This window comes from Trueperaceae bacterium, from assembly GCA_036381035.1.
GTDB lineage: Bacteria > Deinococcota > Deinococci > Deinococcales > Trueperaceae > DASRWD01.
In genome coordinates this window covers 1-20,175 of record DASVDQ010000089.1, presented here as the reverse complement: position 1 = coordinate 20,175, position 20,175 = coordinate 1, and the positions used below count along the sequence as shown (strand labels likewise).

The following is a 20,175-nucleotide window of genomic DNA, read 5'->3' as shown; positions in this document are numbered from 1 at the left end:
GCCCCTAGACTGGCCGTGAACGACGGTTGCCAAGGAGGGAAGCGATGAAGCGACGCATCACGTTGATCGCCGCCACCGCCTTCGTGCTCGTGGGCTGGGCTGCGGCGCAGTCGTTCACGATCGGCGTCTCGAACGGGTTCGTGGGCAGCGAGTGGCGCACGATCATGGTCCAGGACCTCGAGCGCACCGCCGCCGCGATCGAGGAGGAGCTGGGCATCGACCTCGAGCTGGTCTTCGAGAACGCCGACGTCGACGTCCAGGGGCAGATCCAGCAGGTCCAGAACCTGCTCAACCGCGGCGTGGACGCGATCATCATCAACCCCAACGACCAGAGCGCGCTGAACCTCGCCCTCGAGGAGGCCGTCGACGAGGGCGTCGTCGTCATCTCGACCGACCAGGAGGTCTCGGCGCAGGGCGTCTACAACGTCGTCATCGATCAGAAGGAGTGGGGCGCCGCGAACGCCCGCTGGCTCGCCGAAGCGCTCGGCGGCGAGGGGCGCATCATCGTCATCGAGGGCTTCGTGGGCCACCCCGCGAACGAGGACCGCATGGAGGGCGCTCTCGAGGTGCTCGCCGAGTACCCGGGCATCGAGGTCGTAGGGCGCGAGTCGGGCGGCTGGGACCAGGCCACCGGCCAGCGCGTGGCCTCCGACATGCTCGCGTCGCTGACCGGCATCGACGGCATCCTCACGCAGGACGGCATGGCGCAGGGCATCCTCACGGCCGTCCGCGCCGCGAACCCCGACCCGTTCCCGATCATGACCGGCGAGGCCTACGCTGGCTACCTGCGGCTGTGGGACCAGACACGGCGCGAGCACCCCGGCTTCACGTCGGTCGCCGTCGTGAACCCGCCCGGCATCGCCTCCAGCGCGCTGCGCGTGGCGGTCGAGATCCTCATGGGCGGCGAGGTCGACGAGTCGCAGCTCGCCGGCGACTTCGGCAACACGCTCTACGTGCCCATCCCGTTCCAGATCACCGAGGAGGACCTCGACGAGGCGCTCGAGCAGTACGCCGACATGCCTGACACCTTCGCGATGGACGGGATCATCACGCAGGAGGAGGCCAGGGCGTTCATGCGCTGAGGCATGGCCGGGCGCGTCGACACCGAGCCGGGCCGCCCCGCCGCGGGCGGCCCCGGCGCTGACCCACTCCTGTCAGCGCGCGGGGTCCGCAAGCGCTACGGCGCCGTGACCGCCCTCGCCGGCGCCGACCTCGACGTCAGCGCCGGCGAGGTCGTGGCGCTGCTCGGCGCGAACGGCAGCGGGAAGAGCACCCTCGGCAGGGTGCTCACCGGCGTCACCAGGCCGGACGCGGGAGAGCTCCGCTTCGCGGGGAGGCCGGTCGACCTCCCCTCGCCCATGGCGGCCAGGCGCCTCGGCGTCGGCGCCGTCTACCAGGAGCTCTCGCTCGTACCCGACATGACGGTCGCCGAGAACGTCTGGCTCGGCCACGAGCCGACGCGCCGCGGCGGCGTCGACAGGCGGGCGATGCGCGAGCGCACGGCAGAGCTGCTCGAGCTCTTCGCCGGCACGTTCGCGGTGCGCGTCACGCCGGACACGGTCGTCGCCGACCTGCCGCAGGCCGGACGCCAGGTCATCGAGGTGCTGAAGGCGTACTCGTGGTCGCCGAGGGTCCTGATCCTCGACGAGGCCACGGCCTCCCTGGACAGCCGCCAGGTCGACAGGCTCTTCGAGCTCGTGGGTCGCTGGCGGGAGGAAGGCATGGCGCTGGTGTTCGTCTCGCACCGCATGGGCGAGATCTTCCGCGTCGCTGACCGCGCGGTCGTGCTCCGCAACGGCGCCACCGTGGGCATGCGCCCCATCGCCGAGACAGACGAGGCCGAGCTGGTGGCGCTGCTCACGGGCGGCACCGGCGCCGCGCCGCGGAGGGCCCGCGCGGTCGCGGCCGAGGCGTCCGTCGGCCCGGGGACGCCCGAGGCGGCGGTCGGCGAGCCGCCGCTGCTCGAGCTGCGCGGCTACTCGAGCCCCGGCCTCGCACCGCTCGACCTGCGCGTGGCGCGCGGGGAGCTGCTGGGCCTGGGCGGCCTCCAGGGCCAGGGCCAGAGCCGCCTGCTCCTCTCGCTGTTCGGCGCGGCACCGCACCACGGCGAGGTGCTGCTCGACGGGCGCCGCGTGACGTTCCGCAGCCCGCGACAGGCCATGGCGGCGGGCGTGGCGTACGTGCCGGGCGACCGCAACGAGGCCGGACTGCTGCCCTTCAGGCCCTTGCTCGAGAACCTGCAGCTCCCGAACTGGGGGCGCTACGGCGTCCCCTTGCGCATGCGCGCCGCGCGACGCGACGCCGCCGACGCGGCCGACGAGCTGAGCGTCCGCCACGGCGGGCTCGACGAGAGCGTCGGGACCCTCTCGGGCGGCAACGCGCAGAAGGTCGTGATCGCCAAGTGGCTGCTGAGGCGGCCGCGCCTCCTGCTCCTCGACGACCCCACCAAGGGCGTCGACGTGGGCGCCAAGGCCGAGTTCTACGCCTTCCTCGAGGAGCTGCGGCGGCGCGGCGTGACGGTGCTGTTCAACTCGTCGGACGACCTCGAGCTCCTCGGCCTGTGCGAGAGGGTACTGGTGCTCCACGACGGGCGCGTCGCCGCCGAGCTCGCGGGCGACACGCTCGACCGCGACCACCTCGTCGCCGCGGCCATGGGCGGAGGGGCGCCGGCCGGCGCTCCAGCCGATGACGCCGGCGTACCGTCCGGTGGGCCATCCGGAGGAGGCGGGGGCGGCCCATCCGGCGGCACGGGGGGCCGGGCGTGAGCCGCGCGGCCGCGCTGCCGGCGACGCCCTGGCGGCTCAGGGTGCGCGAGCACCCCTACCTCGTGTCGCTGGTCTTGCTGGCCGTGGCCGTGCTCCTCAACTACCTGCTGCAGGACAACCTCTTCCAGCTCCGCGTGGTGAACGGCAACCTGCGCGTCATGCTCCCGCTGATGGTCCTCGCCGCCGGCCAGGCGCTGGTGATCGTGGGCGGCGGGATCGACCTCTCGGTCGGGGCCACGGTCTCGCTGGTCAACGTCATCCTCGTCACGCTCGTCACGCCCGAGTCCTCGTGGGACGGCGTGCTCCTCGGCGCCCTGGCGGGCCTGGCGGCCGGCGCCCTGGCCGGCGCCGTGAACGGGTTCTGCGTCGCGTACCTGCGGCTGCAGCCCATCGTCACGACCTACGCGACCTCGTTCCTCTACTTCGGCCTCGCGCTGGCGATCCTGCCGCGTCCCGGCGGCGCCCTGCCCAGGGCGCTGACGAGCTTCTACCGCTCGGCGCCGCTCGGCCTGCCCGCCACCGCCTACGGTGTCGCGCTCCTGCTGCTCGTCTGGCTGCTGCTGCGCCGCACGCGCTTCGTGCAGCACCTCTACGCCGTGGGCGGGAGGGAGGCGTCCGCGCGCTCCAGCGGCGTGGCGGTGACGCGTGTGCGCTTCCTCAGCTACGTGCTGATGGGCGTGTTCGCCGCCTTCGCGGCGATGGCCCTCACCCTCTCGACGGGCTCGGGCAACGCCCGCCTCGGGGACGCGATGACGCTCTCCTCGATCGTGGCCGTCGTGCTCGGCGGCACCCGCCTCTCCGGCGGGCAGGGCGGCGTCACGGGCGCCGTCGTCGGGGTGGCGCTGCTGACGGTGATCCGCAACCTCATCACGTTCGCCAACGTGCCCACCTGGTACCAGACCCTCGTCGACGCGCTGGTCATCCTGCTGGCGCTCGCGGGCCCCGGGCTCGTGCGCCTCGTCAGGAGGGGCGCGTGAGCGCGCCCCTGACCGACGCGCGGAGGGAGGCGCCGCGCCGGCGCGTGGCCGCGGCCCCGCCCCTCGTGGCGCTCGCCCTCTCGGTGCTGCTGTTCCTCGCCGGCGGCCTCGTGCAGCCGGGGTTCGTGAACCTCGACCAGGCCGTCAACATCGTGAGGCTGGCCGCGTTCCTCGGCATCGTCGCCGCCGGGCAGACGCTGGTGATCATCGCCGGCGGCGAGGGCATCGACCTCAGCGTCGGCAACGTCGTGACCCTCGGCGCGATCCTCACCTTCATGGTCTCGGCCGGGGACTCGGGCCGCCTGGCGCCGGCGGCGCTCGTCGCGCTCGGCGCCGGCGCGGTCATCGGCGGCCTGAACGGCCTGGGGATCGTCTACCTGCGGATCCCCCCGCTGGTCATGACGCTGGGCATGGCCGGCGTCGTGCAGGGCGCGATCCTCGCGATCACGCAGGGCAGCATCCCTGGCGGCGTGCCGCCGTTCCTGGCGCGGACGGTGACGGGGCGCCTCGTGGGCGTGCCCGGCATCGTCTACCTCTGGCTCGCCTTCGCGGTCCTCATGTGGCTCGTGCTCGAGCGCACCCCGTACGGCCGGAACCTCTTCGCCATAGGCACGAACCGGCGCACCGCCCACCTCTCCGGCGTCAGCGTGCCGCTCACCGTGGTGCTCACCTACACGCTCAGCGGTCTGCTGGCAGCCCTCGGCGGCCTCCTGCTCCTCGGCTTCACGCAGCGCGTGTTCCTGAGCCTCGGCGTCAGCTACCTCTTCCCGTCGATCGCCGCCGTGGTCGTCGGCGGCACCGTGCTCGCCGGCGGGCGCGGCAGCTACTTCGGCACCATGGCGGGCGCGCTGGTCCTGACGATGGCCGAGAGCCTGCTGCGGGCGCTGCGCCTCGGCGAGGCCTACCAGCTGATGGTCTTCGGGCTGATCCTCGTCGTCCTGCTCTCGGTCTACGGGCGCCAGCGGCGCGTGGAGTGAGGGGCGTCGGGCGGAGCGGGAGCGGCGAGGGGCGAGGCGACCCCGGCGAGGAGCCCGGCGCTCGGCGCCGGGGGCGCGGCGCGCGCCCGCTTACACTCCGGTCGTGGGACGGCTCCTCAGGCGCCTGCTCGGGGTCGTGCTGGTCCTCGCCGGCCTGGCCGTCGTGGCCGGCAAGCTGTGGCTCGACGCGACAGGTCCGTACCTCGAGTCCCTGACGCCCTACCCGTTCTGCGAGCGGGCTCGGGCCGAGCTGGAGGCCGGCCGACCGCTCGACGCCATGGAGCTCGCCGAGGCCGGCGGCTGCGAGGACGAGCTGGCGGCGGCCAGGTCGGAGTGGGACCGCCTCGGCGCCGTGTTCCGGCGCTGCGTGCACGGCGTGTGGACGGGCCGGGCCGAGGACGGCGTGGGGATCGGCTGCGCCATCGCCAGCGACCTCGTCGTGCTCGGCGACGTGAGGGACCTCGCGCGGCAGGGCGTCGCCTGGCTCAGGGGGGAGGAGACGGACGAGATGCTCGTGGCGCTGTCGGCCGCGGGCCTGGCGCTGACGTTCGCCCCTCAGGTGGGCGCCGGCAACGACCTGCTCAAGGCCGCCCGCCGCGCCGGGGCGCTGAGCGAGGGGCTCGCGGGCGCCGTCGTGAGGCTCGTGCGCGAGAGGGCCTGGCGCCCCCTGGCCGACCTGCTCGGCAGCGCCGGGCGGATGAGCCTGAGGCTCGGACCGGCGCGGGCGACGCGGGCGCTGGCGTACGCGGACGACGCCGACGAGCTCGCCAGGGTGGCGCGGTTCGCGGAGTCGTCGCCGAGCCCGCTGCTGGGGCTCAGGTGGGGCGGCAAGGGTGCGGCGCGGCTCACCGACGAGTCCCTCTACGCCGCGGCGCTGGCCCGCGGTCCCTCGGGCGTGGAGCTGGCGGTGCGCCGCGGCTCCCGGGCGCTGTTGTCGCGTCAGCCGCTGGTGATCGCTGCCGCCAAGGCCCTCTACCGCGGCGACGCGAGCGCCCTCGCAGTGCTGCTCTTGCGCCGGGCCACGTGGCCGTGGGTGGGCACGGTCGCCGCCGCCATGCTCCTGCTCGGGGCCGCGGTGTACCGCTCGGGCGCGCGGCGCGGAGGTCGCGGCGACCCGTGATAGACTCCCGCGCGTGACCGACGAGCGCGACGCGTCAGCTCTCGCACTGCTGCTGCGCGGCGCCGAGCACGTGGTGCCCGAGGGCGGGCTCCAGGAGAAGCTGGCACTGGCCAGGCGCGAGGGTCGGCAGCTCCGCGTGAAGCTCGGCGTCGACCCCTCCTCGCCCGACCTGCACATCGGCCACTCCGTGGTGCTGCGCAAGCTGCGGCAGTTCCAGGACCTCGGCCACAGGGTCGTGCTGATCATCGGCGACTTCACGGCGATGATCGGCGACCCGTCCGGCAGGTCTAAGACCCGGCCGGTGCTGACCTTCGAGGAGACCAGGGCGAACGGGCAGACTTACGTCGAGCAGGCCACGGCGGTCCTCGACCCCGACCCCGAACGCTTCGAGCTGCGCTACAACTCCGAGTGGCTCGGGGAGCTGAGGTTCGCCGACCTCATCAAGCTGGCCGCGAACTACACGGTGGCGCGCATGCTCGAGCGCGACGACTTCACGAAGCGCTTCGAGACGGGCGTGCCGATCCAGGTGCACGAGTTCCTCTACCCGCTGGCGCAGGCCTACGACTCGGTGGCCGTGCGCGCCGACGTCGAGCTCGGCGGCACCGACCAGCTCTTCAACCTCCTCGTCGGCCGCGACATCCAGCGCGCCTACGGTCAGGAGCCGCAGCTCGTGCTCACGACGCCTCTCCTCGTGGGCCTCGACGGCGTCGAGAAGATGTCGAAGTCGCTGGGCAACTACATCGGCCTGCACGAGGACGCCGCCACGATGTTCAAGAAGGCGATGCGCGTACCCGACGCGCTGCTGACGCAGTACGTCGAGCTGACCTCCGACCTCGACGTGGGGCGCGTCGAGGAGCTGCTCGCCGCGGACCCGGTGGCGGCTCACCGCGTCTACGCCCGCGAGCTGGTGCGCGTCTACCACGGCGAGGACGAGGTGGCGCCCGCCGAGGAGCGCTACGACGAGGTGGCCCGCGGCGGCATCCCGGACGACGTGCCGGAGGTCGCGGTGCCCGACGACGAGTTCGCCGGCGGCGAGGTGGGCGTGCTGCGGCTGGCCACGCTGGCGGGGCTGACGTCCTCGAACGGCGAGGCGCGCCGCCTGGTGCTGAACCGCGGGCTGAGGCTCGACGGCGAGGTCGTCGAGGACCCGCTGCTGAGGCTCACCCTCGAGAGGCCCGTCGTGCTGCAGAAGGGCCGGGACGCGTTCGTCCGGGTCAGGCGGGCCTGAGGGGCCCGGTACCTGGGGCGTGAGCCTGCGGCGCGCCTAGGCGGCTGGGCCGGGAGCGACAGGAGGCCGGGGCCCGAGCGGCCCGACTAGCCTCCCCGCGCCGGGGCGCGGCGACCGCGTGGAGGCGCTCCCGGCACCGGACCCGGTCCCGGCGGGCCTCAGGTCGCCAGCACCGCCGCGATCTCGAGGAGCTCCCTGTCGACGTCCTTCTTGTTCGCCACGACCTCCGCCAGGTCGCGGAAGACGATGCCGCGCCGGTCGGTGCCCACCATGACGCCGCTCTTGCCCCGCATCAGCGCCCGCACGGCGTGGAAGCCGAGGCGCGAGGCCAGCACGCGGTCGCGCGTCGTGGGCGTGCCGCCGCGCTGCGTGTGGCCGAGGATCACGCTGCGGATCTCGTAGCCTGACGCCTCCTCCACGGTGCGCTGCAGCTCGCGGGCCCCGCCGGGGTAGGCGCCCTCGGCGACGACGATGATCGAAGACGACTTCCCGCGCTTCTCGGCCGCCACGATCATCTGGGCGACCTCGGCGGCGCTCAGGGGCGCCTCTGGTATGAGGATCGCCTCCGCGCCGCCGGCCACGCCCACGTGCAGGGCGATGTGGCCGGAGCGCCGGCCCATGACCTCGACGAGGAAGAGCCTGTCGTGGCTGGCGGCGGTGTCGCGCAGCCTGTCGACGGCCTCGAGCGCCACGTTGATGGCCGTGTTGAAGCCGATCGAGACGTCGGTGCCGAAGATGTCGTTGTCGATGGTGCCCGGTATGCCGATGACCTTCACGCCGTGCTCGCGGGCCAGGGCGAGCGCGCCGCGGAAGCTGCCGTCGCCGCCGATCACGACGAGCCCCTCGATGCCGCGTCCCCTGAGGACCTCCGCCGCCTTGGCTCGCCCGGCGGGCTGCATGAACTCCTCGGAGCGGGCGGTGCGCAGTACGGTGCCGCCGCGCTGGATGACGTTGGCCACGTCGCGGGCCTGCAGCTCGACGATGTCGTCCTCGATGAGCCCCTGGAAGCCGCGGTAGACGCCAGAGACGCGGGCGCCGTCGTGGACGGCCGTGCGGACGACGGCGCGGATAGCGGCGTTCATGCCGGGGGCGTCGCCGCCGCTCGTCAGCACGGCCAGGTGGTTCACGAGGAGCAAGTATAGCTTCGCGCTCCAGGGCGCGGGTCCTCAGGTCCCGGTGCGTCTGGGGTCGTGTAATAGTGGTCTTCCATGCTCATCGTCGCGGTGAAGGAGACGGTCGCGGGCGAGAGGCGGGTGCCCCTCACGCCGCAGACCGCCGGCAGGTTCGTGCGCCTGGGGGCGGAGGTGGCGGTGGAGTCGGGCCTGGGAGCGCCGCTGCACCTGCCCGACGCGGCCTACGAGGCCCAGGGCGCGCGCGTGGGCGGGCGCGAGGAGCTGCTCCCCGCGGCCGACGTGCTGCTGACGGTGCAGCCGCCGAGCCTCGACGTGGTCGCGGGCCTGCGGCCGGGCGCCGTGACCGCCGGGTTCGTCGACCCCTTCTTCAACCACGAGCTGGTGCGCGCGCTGGCGCGCGGGCGGGTCTCGTCGCTGTGCGTCGAGCTGATCCCGCGCACCACCTACGCCCAGAAGATGGACGCGCTGTCGAGCCAGGCCAGCCTGGCGGGCTACGCCGCCGTCATCGTCGCGGCGCGGCACTCCCACAAGGCGTTCCCGATGATGAGCACGCCGGCCGGGACGATCGCGCCGGCGCGGGTCTTCGTCGTCGGCGCCGGCGTGGCCGGCCTGCAGGCGATCGCGACGGCCAAGAGGCTGGGCGCCAGGGTGGAGGCCTACGACACCAGGCCCGTCGTGAAGGAGCAGGTGCAGTCGCTCGGCGCGCGGTTCGTCGAGCTCGACGTGGGCGAGACGGGTCAGACCGCGCAGGGCTACGCCAAGGAGCTGACTCCCGAGCAGCTCGAGCGCCAGCGTCAGCAGATGGCCGCGGTGTGCGCGAACGCCGACGTCGTGGTCACGACGGCGCAGGTGTTCGGCCGCCGCGCCCCGCTGATCGTGACGGAGGAGATGGTCGCGGGCATGAAGCCGGGCAGCGTCATCGTGGACCTGGCGGCCTCGACCGGCGGCAACGTCGCCGGCAGCCGCTCCGGCGAGGTCGTCGTGACCGCGAACGGCGTGACGATCCTCGGCTTCTCCGACCTGCCATCGTCGGTGGCGCTCGACGCCAGCCAGATGTACGCGAACAACCTCTACAACCTCATCGAGCACGCCTGGGACGGCGAGGCGAAGGCGCTGAAGCTCACCGAGCCCGACGAGATCGTCGGCGGCGCCCTGCTCACGCACGACGGCGCGATCCGCGACGAGCGCGTGCGGGCGGCCCTGGAGGCCACGGCATGACGATACTGCTGCTCCTGTTCGTCTTCGTCCTCGCCATCTTCCTCGGCCTCGAGCTGATCCAGAAGGTGCCGTCGCAGCTCCACACGCCGCTGATGTCCGGCTCCAACGCGATCTCGGGCATCTCGATCGTGGGCGCCATCGCGTCCACTGCCGTGGGCGGCACGTTCTCGAACGTGCTGGCCTTCGTCGCCATCGTGCTCGCTGCCGTCAACGTCTTCGGGGGCTACCTCGTCACCGACCGCATGCTCGGCATGTTCAGGACGGGCAAGAGGGAGGGCTGAGGGTGGAGTCCGCGTTCCAGCTCGCCTACATAGCCGCCGCGGTTCTCTTCATCGTCGGCCTCAAGATGCTCGGCCGCGCTGAGACCGCGCGTCGCGGGAACGCCGTGTCGGCCGTGGGCATGCTCGTCGCGGTCGTCGCCACGCTGCTCCAGTCGGGCATCGACTACGCGCTCGTGGCCGCCGGCCTCGTCGTGGGCGGCGGCATCGGCGCCGTCTGGGCGCGGCGCGTGAAGATGACCCAGATGCCCGAGACGGTGGCGATCTTCAACGGGGCGGGCGGCGGCGCCTCGCTGCTCGTGGGCTGGGCCGAGTACCTCGGCGACCCGAGCCAGGGCGCCGTGACGGCGGTCGCCACGGTCCTGGCGGTGCTCGTCGGCGGCGTGACGCTCACCGGGTCCGTGCTGGCGTGGGCGAAGCTCTCCGAGCGCGTGAGCGGCCGGCCGATCCTCTTCGGCGGCCAGCAGGTCGTGAACGGCGTCCTGCTGCTCGGCGCCGTCGTCACCGGCGTGCTCTACGCGGTGAACCCCCCGGCCGGCTACCCGTTCCTGCTCGCGGCGATCGTCGTGGCGCTGGTGCTCGGCGTGCTGGCGGTGCTGCCCATCGGCGGCGCCGACATGCCCATCGTGATCTCGCTCCTGAACAGCTACTCCGGCATCGCGGCCAGCGCCGCCGGCTTCGTCATCGACAACACCGTGCTCATCGTCGCCGGCTCGTTGGTGGGCGCCTCCGGCCTGATCCTCACCCAGATCATGTGCAAGGCCATGAACCGCTCGCTCGCCAACGTGCTGTTCAGCGGGTTCGGCGCCGTCACGCGGGCGGGGACGCAGGCCGTGGAGGGCGAGGTCAAGCCCATCACGCCCGAGGACGCCTACTACGTCCTGGAGGCCGCCGGCAGCGTGGTGTTCGTGCCCGGCTACGGCATGGCCGTGGCCCAGGCGCAGCACGTGGTCAAGGAGCTGGCCGACATCCTCGAGGCGAACGGCGCCGAGGTCCGCTACGCGATCCACCCCGTGGCCGGACGCATGCCCGGCCACATGAACGTGCTGCTCGCCGAGGCGAACGTGCCCTACGAGCAGCTCGTCGAGCCGGGCGACGTGAACCCGACGATGGAGAACGTCGACGTCGCCGTGGTCATCGGCGCCAACGACGTCGTGAACCCGGCCGCCAAGGAGGACAGGTCGAGCCCCCTCTACGGCATGCCGATCATCGAGGTCGACAGGGCGCGCACGACGTTCGTCCTCAAGCGCTCCATGAACCCGGGCTTCTCGGGGGTCGAGAACCCGCTGTTCTACAAGCCCAACACCCGCATGGTCTTCGGCGACGCCAAGGCCGTGCTCGGTCGGCTCGTGGCCGAGTTCAAGGAGGCGGCCGCCTGACGCGCACGACCACCTGAGACAACCGTTGCCAAGAAACTTGACATGACCTCGCTCAAGTCCATACCATGCGAGGCATGGACCAGGGCCGCTTCACCGAGGCCGCGCTGCAGATGGTGGCCAGCTCCCAGCAGGTGGCCAGGGCGCGCCAGCATCAGCAGGTGACGCCCGTCCACCTCCTCACCGCGCTCCTGGCCGACCCCTCGGGGCTGCCCTCGCGCGTGGTGGAGGCGGCGGGAGGCTCTCCGGACGACGCCAGGCAGGCGCTGGACCAGGAGCTCTCCAGGCTGCCCAAGGTCTCGGGCGGCGCGGGCGAGCTCTACCTCTCGGGCGACCTCGCCAAGGTCCTCCAGGACGCCAACGGCGTGGCGCAGGCGTGGGGCGACTCGTTCGTGGCGCAGGACGTGCTGCTGGTGGCGGCGCGGCGTGCGGTGCCCGGCTTCAAGGCGCTGCCCGACGCCGGCGCTCTCGAGCAGGCGGCCAAGAAGATCAGGGGAGGCAGGTCCGTGGACACGCAGACGGCCGAGAGCACGTTCGACGCGCTCGAGCGCTACGGCATCGACCTCACTCAGCGCGCCCGCGAGGGCAAGCTCGACCCGGTGATCGGGCGCGACGACGAGATCAGGCGCACGATCCAGATCCTGCTGCGGCGCACGAAGAACAACCCCGTGCTGATCGGCGAGCCGGGCGTCGGCAAGACGGCCATCGCCGAGGGGCTCGCCCAGCGCATCGTGAACAAGGACGTGCCCGAGGGCCTGCAGGGCAAGCGCATCGTGCAGCTCGACATGGGCAGCCTCCTCGCCGGCGCGAAGTACCGCGGCGAGTTCGAGGAGCGCCTCAAGGCCGTGATCCAGGAGACGACGAGGTCGGAGGGCCAGATCGTCCTGTTCATCGACGAGCTCCACACGATCGTCGGGGCGGGCAGGGCCGAGGGCGCCGTCGACGCCGGCAACATGCTCAAGCCGGCGCTGGCGCGCGGCGAGCTGCGCATGATCGGCGCCACGACCCTCAACGAGTACCGCGAGATCGAGAAGGACGCCGCGCTCGAGAGGCGGTTCCAGCCGATCGTCATCGACGAGCCGTCCGTCGAGGACACGATCAGCATCCTCAGGGGCATCAAGGAGAAGTACGAGGTCCACCACGGCGTCGAGATCTCCGACCCCGCGCTCATCGCCGCCGCTCAGATGGCGCATCGCTACATCGCCGACCGCCGGCTCCCCGACTCGGCGATCGACCTCGTCGACGAGGCGGCCAGCCGCATCAGGGTGCAGCTCGAGAGCCTGCCCGAGGAGATCGACTCGCTGCGCCGCCGCCGGCTGCAGCTCGAGGTCGAGCGCGAGGCGCTGAAGAAGGAGGAGGACCCCGACTCCCAGCAGCGCCTGGTGCGCATCGAGGAGGAGCTCAAGGCCATCGCCGACCGCATCGGTCAGGCGCAGGCCGAGTACGAGGCCGAGAAGGCGCTGTTCGAGACGTGGCGGCGCGACCAGGAGGAGCTGGACCGCGTGCGCACGCAGATCGAGATGGCCGAGCGCGACTACGACCTCGAGACGGTAGCGCGCCTGCGCTACGGCGAGCTGCCGCGCCTCGAGCGCGAGGTGAAGGAGACGGCGCGGAAGCTCGAGGACGCCAAGTACGTGCGCCTGTCGGTGGGCGAGGACGAGATCGCCGAGGTCGTCGCCCGCGCCACCGGCATCCCCGTCTTGAAGCTCGTCGAGGGCGAGAGGGAGAAGCTCCTGGGGCTCGAGAAGGCGCTGCACGAGCGCGTCGTGGGCCAGGACGAGGCCATCACGGCCGTCGCCGACGCGATCCGCCGCTCGCGGGCCGGGCTCTCCGACCCCAACAAGCCCATCGGCTCGTTCATCTTCCTCGGCCCCACGGGCGTGGGCAAGACCGAGACGGCCCGCGCGCTGGCCGAGCAGCTCTTCGACAGCGAGGACCGGATGATCCGCCTCGACATGTCGGAGTACATGGAGAAGCACACGGTCTCGAAGCTGATCGGCGCGCCGCCCGGGTACGTGGGCTACGAGGAGGGCGGCCAGCTCACCGAGCAGGTGCGCCGCAAGCCCTACAGCGTCGTGCTCTTCGACGAGATCGAGAAGGCGCACCCCGACGTCTTCAACACCCTGCTGCAGCTCCTCGACGACGGCCGGCTCACCGACTCGCACGGACGCACGGTCGACTTCCGGAACACGGTCGTGATCATGACGAGCAACATAGGCAGCCCGCAGGTCCTCGAGATGGGCGCGTCGGGCGCGAGCTACGACGAGATGAAGGCGAAGGTCTTCGGCCTGCTGCAGCAGCAGTTCCGGCCCGAGTTCCTCAACCGCATCGACGACGTCATCGTCTTCCACGCGCTCGACAGGCAGCAGGTCGCCGAGATCGCGCGCATCCAGCTCGGTCGCCTGCAGCGTCGCCTCGACGAGCGGCACATCACGCTCGAGATGACGCCGGAGGCCATGGAGCAGCTCGCCCTCATCGGCTACGACCCGGTGTTCGGCGCGCGTCCGCTGAAGCGCATGATCCGCGAGCGCATCGAGACGCCGCTGGCCAGGGGCATCATCGCCGGCGACTTCGACGACGGCGACACGGTGCGTGTGCTGCCGGCCGCGGACGGCGGCTTCAACCTGACGGCCGTCGAGCCCGTGGCGGCGAACTGAGCTGGTCCCCTCGACCATGCCCGGCCGTGGGCGTTGTGGCCGCGAACTAGGCGGCCGCGCCGCGGCGGCGAGGCGGCCCTCACGACGGCTGGACTGCCTCGCCCGTGCTTGCCGCTACTGGGTCGTGAAGCCGTAGTGCGCGCTTATGGAGGCTCGCCCGTCTCCCTCCGGTCTCAGCCCGGCGCCCAGCGCGGCCAGGCCGACGCTCTGGGCGCCCCCGATGTAGCCGTCACCGGACACGGCCTCGTCGACCGAGGAGATGTGGTGGGTGGCGGTAGCGAGGCCATGCCGGCGGCCACGATCTGTGCGGCCGCGCCGTGAGCGCCGAGGGCGTAGCGGTAGGCCCTGACCCGCACCGCGACGTCCGGCACGCTGAAGGTCCCGTCGGCCTCCGTCACGACGCTGGCATGCCCGGAGACCTGGACCACGACCCCCGAGATGGGCGCGCCCGCGGGGTCGACGACGACGCCGTTCACCTCCTGCGGCGCGACGTTGACGGCCAGGGTGGCCTCGGCGCTGATCCCGGTCCCTACGGCCCTGACGACCAGGTCGAAGCTGGCCTCCTCGGCGTCGGGATGCCCGCTGTCCGTCGACACCGTCAGCGTGCTCCGGGTGGTCGCGCCCTCCAGCAGGCTGGGGCTGAGGTCGACGTCGATTCACGCTGGCGCGCCGTCCGCCTCCAGCGACCGGGCCGCTGTCGCCGACGGCGACCTCGTGATCGTGACGGTCACCGTGCCGCCGGCGCCGAGCACCACGTCGGGCGCCGGCTCGTCGAAGTCGAAGGTGACGGTCGCGGAGGGGCCGCCCCCTCCGCACGACGTCAAGATGAACAGCGCGGCGACTCCAGCAGCGGGCCCGGTCGATCGATCGGTAGGCGGGCCCGCCGACCTGAGGTCGAGCGGGCCCGCCCGGTCACTTCGGTCGTGAGGCTACTCGGTCGTGAAAGGCGAGCCGGAGTCGACGACCACGGCGCCCGACGACGAGGGACCCGGTCCGCCCGTCAGTGTGGAGAGCGCTGAGTTGAGCAGTACGAGCCCGCCGTGCGCCACCTCGTCGACGGTGGCGAGCCGGGGCATGACCATGACCTGCCATGTGTAGTTCGCGCCCGACGGCAGGCCCAGCCCGAGGCTCGCCAGGTCAGGGATGGTCGTCTCCGGCTCGCTGGTCGTCACCGCGATGTAGGGGTCCCCGCTGAAGAGGAACGTCACCGGCCCGTCGCTGTAGTTCCTGACGCTGAAGACGGTGCTGGTGTTCACGTCCGTCGCGCCCGCCTCCGGCGAGAGCTTCGTGAAGCCTCTGGGCATGACCAGGTCGAGCGTGCCAGAGGAGTACTCGCCGACTTCCCAGGCGTAGCCGACCTGGCCGACGAGGTTGGTCGCGATGCCCAGGAGGGAGGCCGTCGCGCCCGGCACGTCCGGCAGCACCGCCTCGTACACGTCGCTCCCGGGCGGCAAGATGACGGGGAACGTAATGGAGCCATGCTCGCTGTAGCGGTACGAGACGAAGCTCTGGATCAGGAACAGCCCCGGTGGCGGGGTTATCGCCACCTCGACGGTCTTGGCGGCCGGCCCCGGTCCCAGCGTCACGTCGGCGGTCGCCCCAACTGTGTCCACCAGGTCGATAGCGGCCTGCCCCTCGCGAGCGAACCCGGTCGTGGAGCCGCTCTGGTCGAGGTCTACTACCCAGGCCCGCACGTTCCCCGACACCTGTATGTCGCCGTACCAGTTGGCTGTGATGGCGAACGCGGTCTGGCTGGGTGGAACGGACGTACAGCCGAGGACCGTGACCTCGGTGCCCTCGATGCAGACGAGCGCCAGCTGGTCGGTGCCCACCGGCTCGGAGAGCTCCCCGGTCACCCCGGCCTGTCGCGCCGCCGGCGGCGTCATGCTGCCCAGTATCTCGAGGTCAGTGGTCGTGAGTCCCTCGTAGACGTGCGCGTAGTGGTTGGTCAGGTCGAGGAGCGTGAGGTCGTAGGGGACCTCGACGTCCGCCACCGTGAACGTGCCGTCGGCGCCCACAGGCACGGGCGCGCCGGAGTCCACCGCAACGCTCACCCCAGTCATCGGCTGACCGAAGTAGTCGGTCACCCTGCCCGTGACGGCGAGGAGCTCGACGTTCACCGTCACCTCGTCGCTGGCCTCGAGCCCGCTTCCGACCGCGGTGACGGTGAGCGTGAAGCTCGTGGGCGCCGCGTCGGGGTCGTCCGCATCGGTCGCGAGCGTGACGGTGCTCGTGGTGGCGCCGCCGGAGAGGGTCGCCGGCGCGAAGGTCACCGTCACCCAGTCCGGTGCCCCGGCGGCGTCCAGCGTCACGTCGGCGGAGGCGCCGCCGGCGCGGGAGACGCTGAGCTGGGTGGTGGCCGAGCCGCCGAGCAGGACGTCGAGGGCGCCGTCGGCGAGCTGGACCGTGATGGAGGGGGATGGCCCGCAGGACGCCAGCGCCACCGCCGCGAGGATGGCGAGGCCCAGCGTTCGCGGCGCGGCCGGACGGGGCTCACGTAGGTATCTCATCGGACCTCCTCGCAGGCAGCGGTCTCAACGCGCTGCCGCCATCCGTAGTCGTCGGTGCACCTCGCCGGTGCCAGCCGGCTGACGAGGCCGCTCGCAGGAGTTCGGCGCGGGCTCACTGGACGGTGAAGTTCCACTGTTGAGAGGTCGAGACCCTACCGTCCGTCGTCGGGCCCGGTCCGCCGCCGTATGTCGCGTCGTTCAGCTTGGCGAACTGGCTCAGGTAGCCGTCCCCCGTGACGGCGTCGTCCGTGCTGCCCACGTCCGGGGTACTGATCACGTACCACAGGTAAGTCGCCCCTGATGTGGGGCCCAGTCCGATGGCGGTGAGGTCGGGGAACCGCACCGCGGCCTGGTCCGTGGTGACGACGAACGCCACGCCGGTTCCACCGGGGATCGCGACGAACGAGAGGATCCCGCCCTCGGGGTTGCTGACCGTGAACTCGGTGGATGCGGTGACGCTGGGTGCTCCGTCGGACGGCGCCACGAGCGAGGGAGGCGTGGGGAGCTCCAGGGAGACGGCCGCGCCGGGCGCCAGTCCGGTCGCCCAAGCCAGCGACCCACGCTCCACCGAGATCGGATCCTCGTAGGCGATCGCGTAGAGCGAGTAGTCGATGCCGTCGAAGTAGGGGGCCACGAGGGTTCCGGTGGTCGCGGTACTGTCCCCGCTCTCCAGGCCGAAAGAGGCGTGCTGGCTGTGGTGAGCGACGAGAACGTGCTCGGTGACGGTGAGTCCCGGGGGGACCGTCAGGTCGTAAGTCGCCGTGGCCTGGCTGCTGGTGGCCGTGAGCGTGATGTCCTGGGCCTGGTTGCCGGTGTCGCTGAGCGTGAAGGTCGGCGTCGCTCCGGAGGCGACGATCGCGTCGGGCTCGCCGTCGGCGCCCACGTGGTAGACGACGGCCCTGACCCTGACCTGAGCGTCTGGCGAGCCGAACCACTGCCCCGAGATGAAGTAGTCGCCATCGCCCGCCGTCAGCGTGCCGCAGGAGTAGACGAGGGGCCTGTCGACGCCTTCCAAGCAGACCCTGGCGGCGTGCTCGGCGGGCAGGGGGGAGTAGGTGGCGCTGATCAGGTCGCCGGTCGCCGACCCGGAGTAGGAGTCTCCGACCTGGCCAAGAGCCGCTGCCAACGGGACCACCGACGGCGTCCCGGTCGTGAGACCCACGAAGGTCTGGGCCAGGGTCTGGCCGCCGACGGTCGGCGCGACGACGGTGAGGTCGTACGGCACGGTCACGGCGTCGAAAGTGAACGCGCCGTCGGATCCCGTGAGCTGGGGTGGGCTACCGGGCAGGTACACCGTGTAGCCGGACAACGGGTCGCCGTACGGGTCCACGACGGCGCCCGCGACGTCGGTCGCCTGAACGTCGACCTCGATACGTGCCTCGGCGCTGACGCCCGACCCGGTCGCGGTCACGGTGAGCGTGAACGACGCCGGTTCGCCGTCGGGGTCGTCTGTCGCGATGCTCATGGTGCTCGTGGTCTCGCCCGCGCCCAGCGAGGCGGGGTCGAACGACACATCCACCCACGCCGGCGCGCCCGAGGCGGTGAGGCCGACCGAGCCGCTCCCCCCCGAGCGCGTCACCGTGACCTCCACCTCGGCCGTCTGGCCCAGGGGCACGACGAGCGCGGTCGTGCCGACCTGGAGGGAGATGGCAGCCGTGGGTCCGCAGCCGGTGAGCGCCAGGCAGGCCAGGACGCTCGAGGCCAACGCCAGGGCACGGGGCCTAGCCCAGCGAGACGACGGGATGCTTGCGGCCATGCGGCCCTCCTGACTCGCAGCCAGGTCGCCGCGGCGCCTTGCCGCGGCGACCGCGGGTCGGAGGCCGTCCAGGGATGGTCGGCACGGCGGCCCTGAGCCGAGCTCACTGCGACATGCAGTTACGGTCGGACTCTAAAGTGCCCGTGCAGCCTGGTTTGGGGGATGGGCCACAATCGGTGGGCGGCCGCCGGACGGGAAGGGGCGGCGAGTCAGGACCCGCCGCCCCTTGGCTGCTAGGCCCAGGAGGCCGTCACTCGGTCTTGAAGGTCCTCGTGGAGTTGACCGAGACGTTGCCGCTTGCGGAAGGGCCCGGTCCGCCGTTGATCAGCATCTGGACCGCGACGAGGCCCGTGATCCAGCCCTCACGGGTCACGTCGTCGACGGTCGGGAGATGCGGGGTGGTCACCGCCTGCCACGTGAAGTCGGCGCCCGAGGGCAGCGCCAGCCCCAGCGCGGACAGGTCCGGGATCGTGGTGACGGTATCGTCCTTCGTGACCAGGTAGAAGGAGATGTCGCCGGCCTGGCTGAACAGGAACGTCACGGCCGAGCCGGAGGGGTTGTTGACGCTGAACTGCGTGCTGTGGTCGACGCCGGTGGCGCCGTCCGGTGGGGCCACCGCCGCCACGACGGGCGGCATGGTCAGCGCCATGGCGCCGGAACCGTACTCGCCGACCTCCCAGCCGATGGCCTGCACCTCACCGGCGCTCGCCTGCGCCACGAGGACGGCGGTCGCACCGGGTACGTCGGGCATCACGGCAGTGTAGGACGACGACGTGGGGCCGCTAGGGAACGCCACGGCCCCGTGCTCGCTGTACCTGTAGTAGAGCTGGCTGCCGACGAGCGGGACCCCTGGCGGAGCGGTGACGGTCAGGTCCACCGTGGTGGCTGGGGGCCCGCCTTCGAGGGCGACGTCCGCGACGGCGGGGACGCTGTCGGTGAGGTTTATCGCCGTCCTGCCCTCGTGTGCGAACCCCGTGGTGGCCCCGTCAGCGTCGACGTCCACTACCCAGGCGTGCACGTAGGCGGAGACCGTGGAGGTCTCGAACCACTCGGGGGCGATGGCGAAGGCGGTGTTCCCGGGCGTGACCGTGTCGCAGCCGGTGACGACCCTATCGATCCCCTCCATGCAGACGATGCCCATCTGCTCGGTCCCCACGGCCTGCGAGAGATCGCCGGTGAGGCCAGTGGTGTACGACGAGGACGAGGATGGCTCCGTCAGCACGAGGTCGGTCGTCGTCAAGCCCTCGTAGCGGTGCCCGACGGCGTTGGTGGTGTCGATCACGACGAGGTCGTAGGGAACGGGCACGTCCGGGCCCTGGAAGACGCCCAGCGAGTCGACGGGGACGGGCGTGCCGCCGTTCACCGAGACGCTGTAGCCGGTCAGCGTCTCGCCGTAGATCCCGGTGACCTTGCCACTCACGGTGAGCAGTGTGACCTCTACGGTCAGCTCGTCGCTGGCACTCAGGCCGCTGCCGGCGGCGGTGACGGTGAGCGTGAAGCTCGTGGCCGCGGCGTCCGGGTCCTGGCCGTCAGTCTCGATGGTCATGGTGCTGGTGAGCGTGTCGCCCGACAGAGTGGCAGGGGAGAAGGATACGGTCGCCCAGTCCGGCGCGCCGTCGGCGTCGAGGGTGACGTCGGCGCTCGCCCCGCCGGCGCGGGTGAGGGTCACCTCGGTGGAGGCCGAGCTGCCCAGGGTCACCTGCACGGTGGCGTCGCCGAGCTGCACGGTGATCGTGGGCGAGGGACCGCAAGCCGCCAGGAGCAGGGCGGTGAGCAGGGTCAGCGGGGGCGCCCGCCGCAGGGACGCGAGGGGACGATGGCGGTTACTCATCGGACCTCCTGGTTCGTGCACTCGGAAGGTGCGGCGACCACCCTAGGGGAGGGTCGATGATGCCGGTGCGACACAATCCACACTCGCGCGACACGCGGGCGCGGGAAGGGTGACCGCGCTGGCCCCGGCCGACCCCGGCCGGGCCGAGGGCGCGGCCGCGCGGACCTTGCCACAGTCCCTCCACCGCGCTCCCGCGCCAGCGGCATCGCGGAGGGCTCGGGCGCCGCGAGGTGGCCGACAGCTCAGGCCGCGTCCGTGGCCTGCCGCTCCGCCTCCTCCTCGGCGAGCCGCACGGCCGCCGCCACGGCCTGCTCCGTGGTGGGGAAGTCGTGGCGTCCTCCCGCCGTGA

16 protein-coding genes are annotated in these 20,175 nt (G+C 72.1%); 10 read left to right on the top strand and 6 right to left on the bottom strand.

Translation table 11 applies throughout. The features are described 5' to 3' along the window. The first annotated feature begins 44 nt into the window (after positions 1-44). The 6 genes from VF202_10105 (at position 45) to tyrS (ending at position 7,067) form a co-directional block, all read left to right on the top strand. On the top strand, positions 45-1,082 hold the full coding sequence (locus VF202_10105; protein ID HEX7040456.1) for a substrate-binding domain-containing protein: 1,038 nt from the start codon (positions 45-47) through the stop codon (positions 1,080-1,082). Between the two features lie 3 nt (positions 1,083-1,085). Beyond that, positions 1,086-2,765: a sugar ABC transporter ATP-binding protein gene (locus VF202_10100; protein HEX7040455.1), complete on the top strand. Its 1,680-nt coding sequence runs from the start codon at positions 1,086-1,088 to the stop codon at positions 2,763-2,765. Then, positions 2,762-3,742, top strand: coding sequence for an ABC transporter permease (locus VF202_10095; GenBank protein ID HEX7040454.1), 981 nt, complete (start codon positions 2,762-2,764; stop codon positions 3,740-3,742). The genes VF202_10100 and VF202_10095 overlap by 4 nt, the downstream gene beginning before the upstream one ends. Continuing rightward, positions 3,739-4,719, top strand: coding sequence for an ABC transporter permease (locus VF202_10090; GenBank protein ID HEX7040453.1), 981 nt, complete (start codon positions 3,739-3,741; stop codon positions 4,717-4,719). The genes VF202_10095 and VF202_10090 overlap by 4 nt, the downstream gene beginning before the upstream one ends. Before the next feature lie 103 nt (positions 4,720-4,822). Then, on the top strand, positions 4,823-5,839 hold the full coding sequence (locus VF202_10085; GenBank protein ID HEX7040452.1) for a hypothetical protein: 1,017 nt from the start codon (positions 4,823-4,825) through the stop codon (positions 5,837-5,839). 13 nt (positions 5,840-5,852) lie between these two features. Further along, positions 5,853-7,067, top strand: coding sequence for a tyrosine--tRNA ligase (gene tyrS, locus VF202_10080; GenBank protein HEX7040451.1), 1,215 nt, complete (start codon positions 5,853-5,855; stop codon positions 7,065-7,067). Between the two features lie 158 nt (positions 7,068-7,225). Here tyrS and pfkA read toward each other — a convergent pair whose 3' ends face one another. Then, the gene (gene pfkA / locus VF202_10075) at positions 7,226-8,194 is read right to left on the bottom strand and encodes a 6-phosphofructokinase (GenBank protein ID HEX7040450.1); all 969 of its coding nucleotides are present in this window, start codon (positions 8,192-8,194) and stop codon (positions 7,226-7,228) included. An 81-nt stretch (positions 8,195-8,275) separates the two neighbouring features. Between pfkA and VF202_10070 the strand changes: the two genes are divergently transcribed. The 4 genes from VF202_10070 to clpB all read left to right on the top strand — a co-directional run bounded on the left by VF202_10070 (position 8,276) and on the right by clpB (position 13,729). Then, the gene (locus VF202_10070) at positions 8,276-9,418 is read left to right on the top strand and encodes an NAD(P) transhydrogenase subunit alpha (GenBank protein HEX7040449.1); all 1,143 of its coding nucleotides are present in this window, start codon (positions 8,276-8,278) and stop codon (positions 9,416-9,418) included. Continuing rightward, on the top strand, positions 9,415-9,699 hold the full coding sequence (locus VF202_10065) for an NAD(P) transhydrogenase subunit alpha (protein ID HEX7040448.1): 285 nt from the start codon (positions 9,415-9,417) through the stop codon (positions 9,697-9,699). Before VF202_10070 ends, VF202_10065 begins: the two co-directional genes overlap by 4 nt. Positions 9,700-9,701: 2 nt before the next feature. Beyond that, entirely contained in the window at positions 9,702-11,075 is a 1,374-nt protein-coding gene (locus tag VF202_10060; protein ID HEX7040447.1) for an NAD(P)(+) transhydrogenase (Re/Si-specific) subunit beta, read from the top strand. Positions 11,076-11,149: 74 nt separating this feature from the next. After that, positions 11,150-13,729 (top strand): ATP-dependent chaperone ClpB, encoded by a 2,580-nt coding sequence (gene clpB, locus VF202_10055; GenBank protein ID HEX7040446.1) that lies wholly within the window; start codon positions 11,150-11,152, stop codon positions 13,727-13,729. Between the two features lie 173 nt (positions 13,730-13,902). On the opposite strand, the gene VF202_10050 is transcribed toward clpB, so the two are convergent. The 5 genes from VF202_10050 to VF202_10030 all read right to left on the bottom strand — a co-directional run bounded on the left by VF202_10050 (position 13,903) and on the right by VF202_10030 (position 19,826). Then, on the bottom strand, positions 13,903-14,325 hold the full coding sequence (locus tag VF202_10050; protein HEX7040445.1) for a carboxypeptidase-like regulatory domain-containing protein: 423 nt from the start codon (positions 14,323-14,325) through the stop codon (positions 13,903-13,905). 60 nt (positions 14,326-14,385) lie between these two features. Then, entirely contained in the window at positions 14,386-14,553 is a 168-nt protein-coding gene (locus VF202_10045; GenBank protein HEX7040444.1) for a hypothetical protein, read from the bottom strand. Positions 14,554-14,658: 105 nt separating this feature from the next. After that, on the bottom strand, positions 14,659-16,239 hold the full coding sequence (locus tag VF202_10040) for a hypothetical protein (GenBank protein HEX7040443.1): 1,581 nt from the start codon (positions 16,237-16,239) through the stop codon (positions 14,659-14,661). Positions 16,240-16,351: 112 nt separating this feature from the next. Then, entirely contained in the window at positions 16,352-17,995 is a 1,644-nt protein-coding gene (locus VF202_10035; GenBank protein HEX7040442.1) for a carboxypeptidase-like regulatory domain-containing protein, read from the bottom strand. 250 nt (positions 17,996-18,245) lie between these two features. Beyond that, complete coding sequence (locus tag VF202_10030; protein HEX7040441.1) at positions 18,246-19,826, bottom strand: hypothetical protein; 1,581 nt, start codon at positions 19,824-19,826, stop codon at positions 18,246-18,248. Positions 19,827-20,175 lie beyond the last annotated feature (349 nt).

Coding starts and splice junctions, on each gene's coding strand:
- VF202_10040 (HEX7040443.1), bottom strand. CDS start 16,239: ATGAGATACCTACGTGAGCCCCGTCCGGCCGCGCCGCGAACGCTGGGC.
- clpB (HEX7040446.1), top strand. CDS start 11,150: ATGGACCAGGGCCGCTTCACCGAGGCCGCGCTGCAGATGGTGGCCAGC.
- VF202_10070 (HEX7040449.1), top strand. CDS start 8,276: ATGCTCATCGTCGCGGTGAAGGAGACGGTCGCGGGCGAGAGGCGGGTG.
- VF202_10065 (HEX7040448.1), top strand. CDS start 9,415: ATGACGATACTGCTGCTCCTGTTCGTCTTCGTCCTCGCCATCTTCCTC.
- VF202_10100 (HEX7040455.1), top strand. CDS start 1,086: ATGGCCGGGCGCGTCGACACCGAGCCGGGCCGCCCCGCCGCGGGCGGC.
- VF202_10105 (HEX7040456.1), top strand. CDS start 45: ATGAAGCGACGCATCACGTTGATCGCCGCCACCGCCTTCGTGCTCGTG.
- VF202_10030 (HEX7040441.1), bottom strand. CDS start 19,826: ATGAGTAACCGCCATCGTCCCCTCGCGTCCCTGCGGCGGGCGCCCCCG.
- VF202_10035 (HEX7040442.1), bottom strand. CDS start 17,995: ATGGCCGCAAGCATCCCGTCGTCTCGCTGGGCTAGGCCCCGTGCCCTG.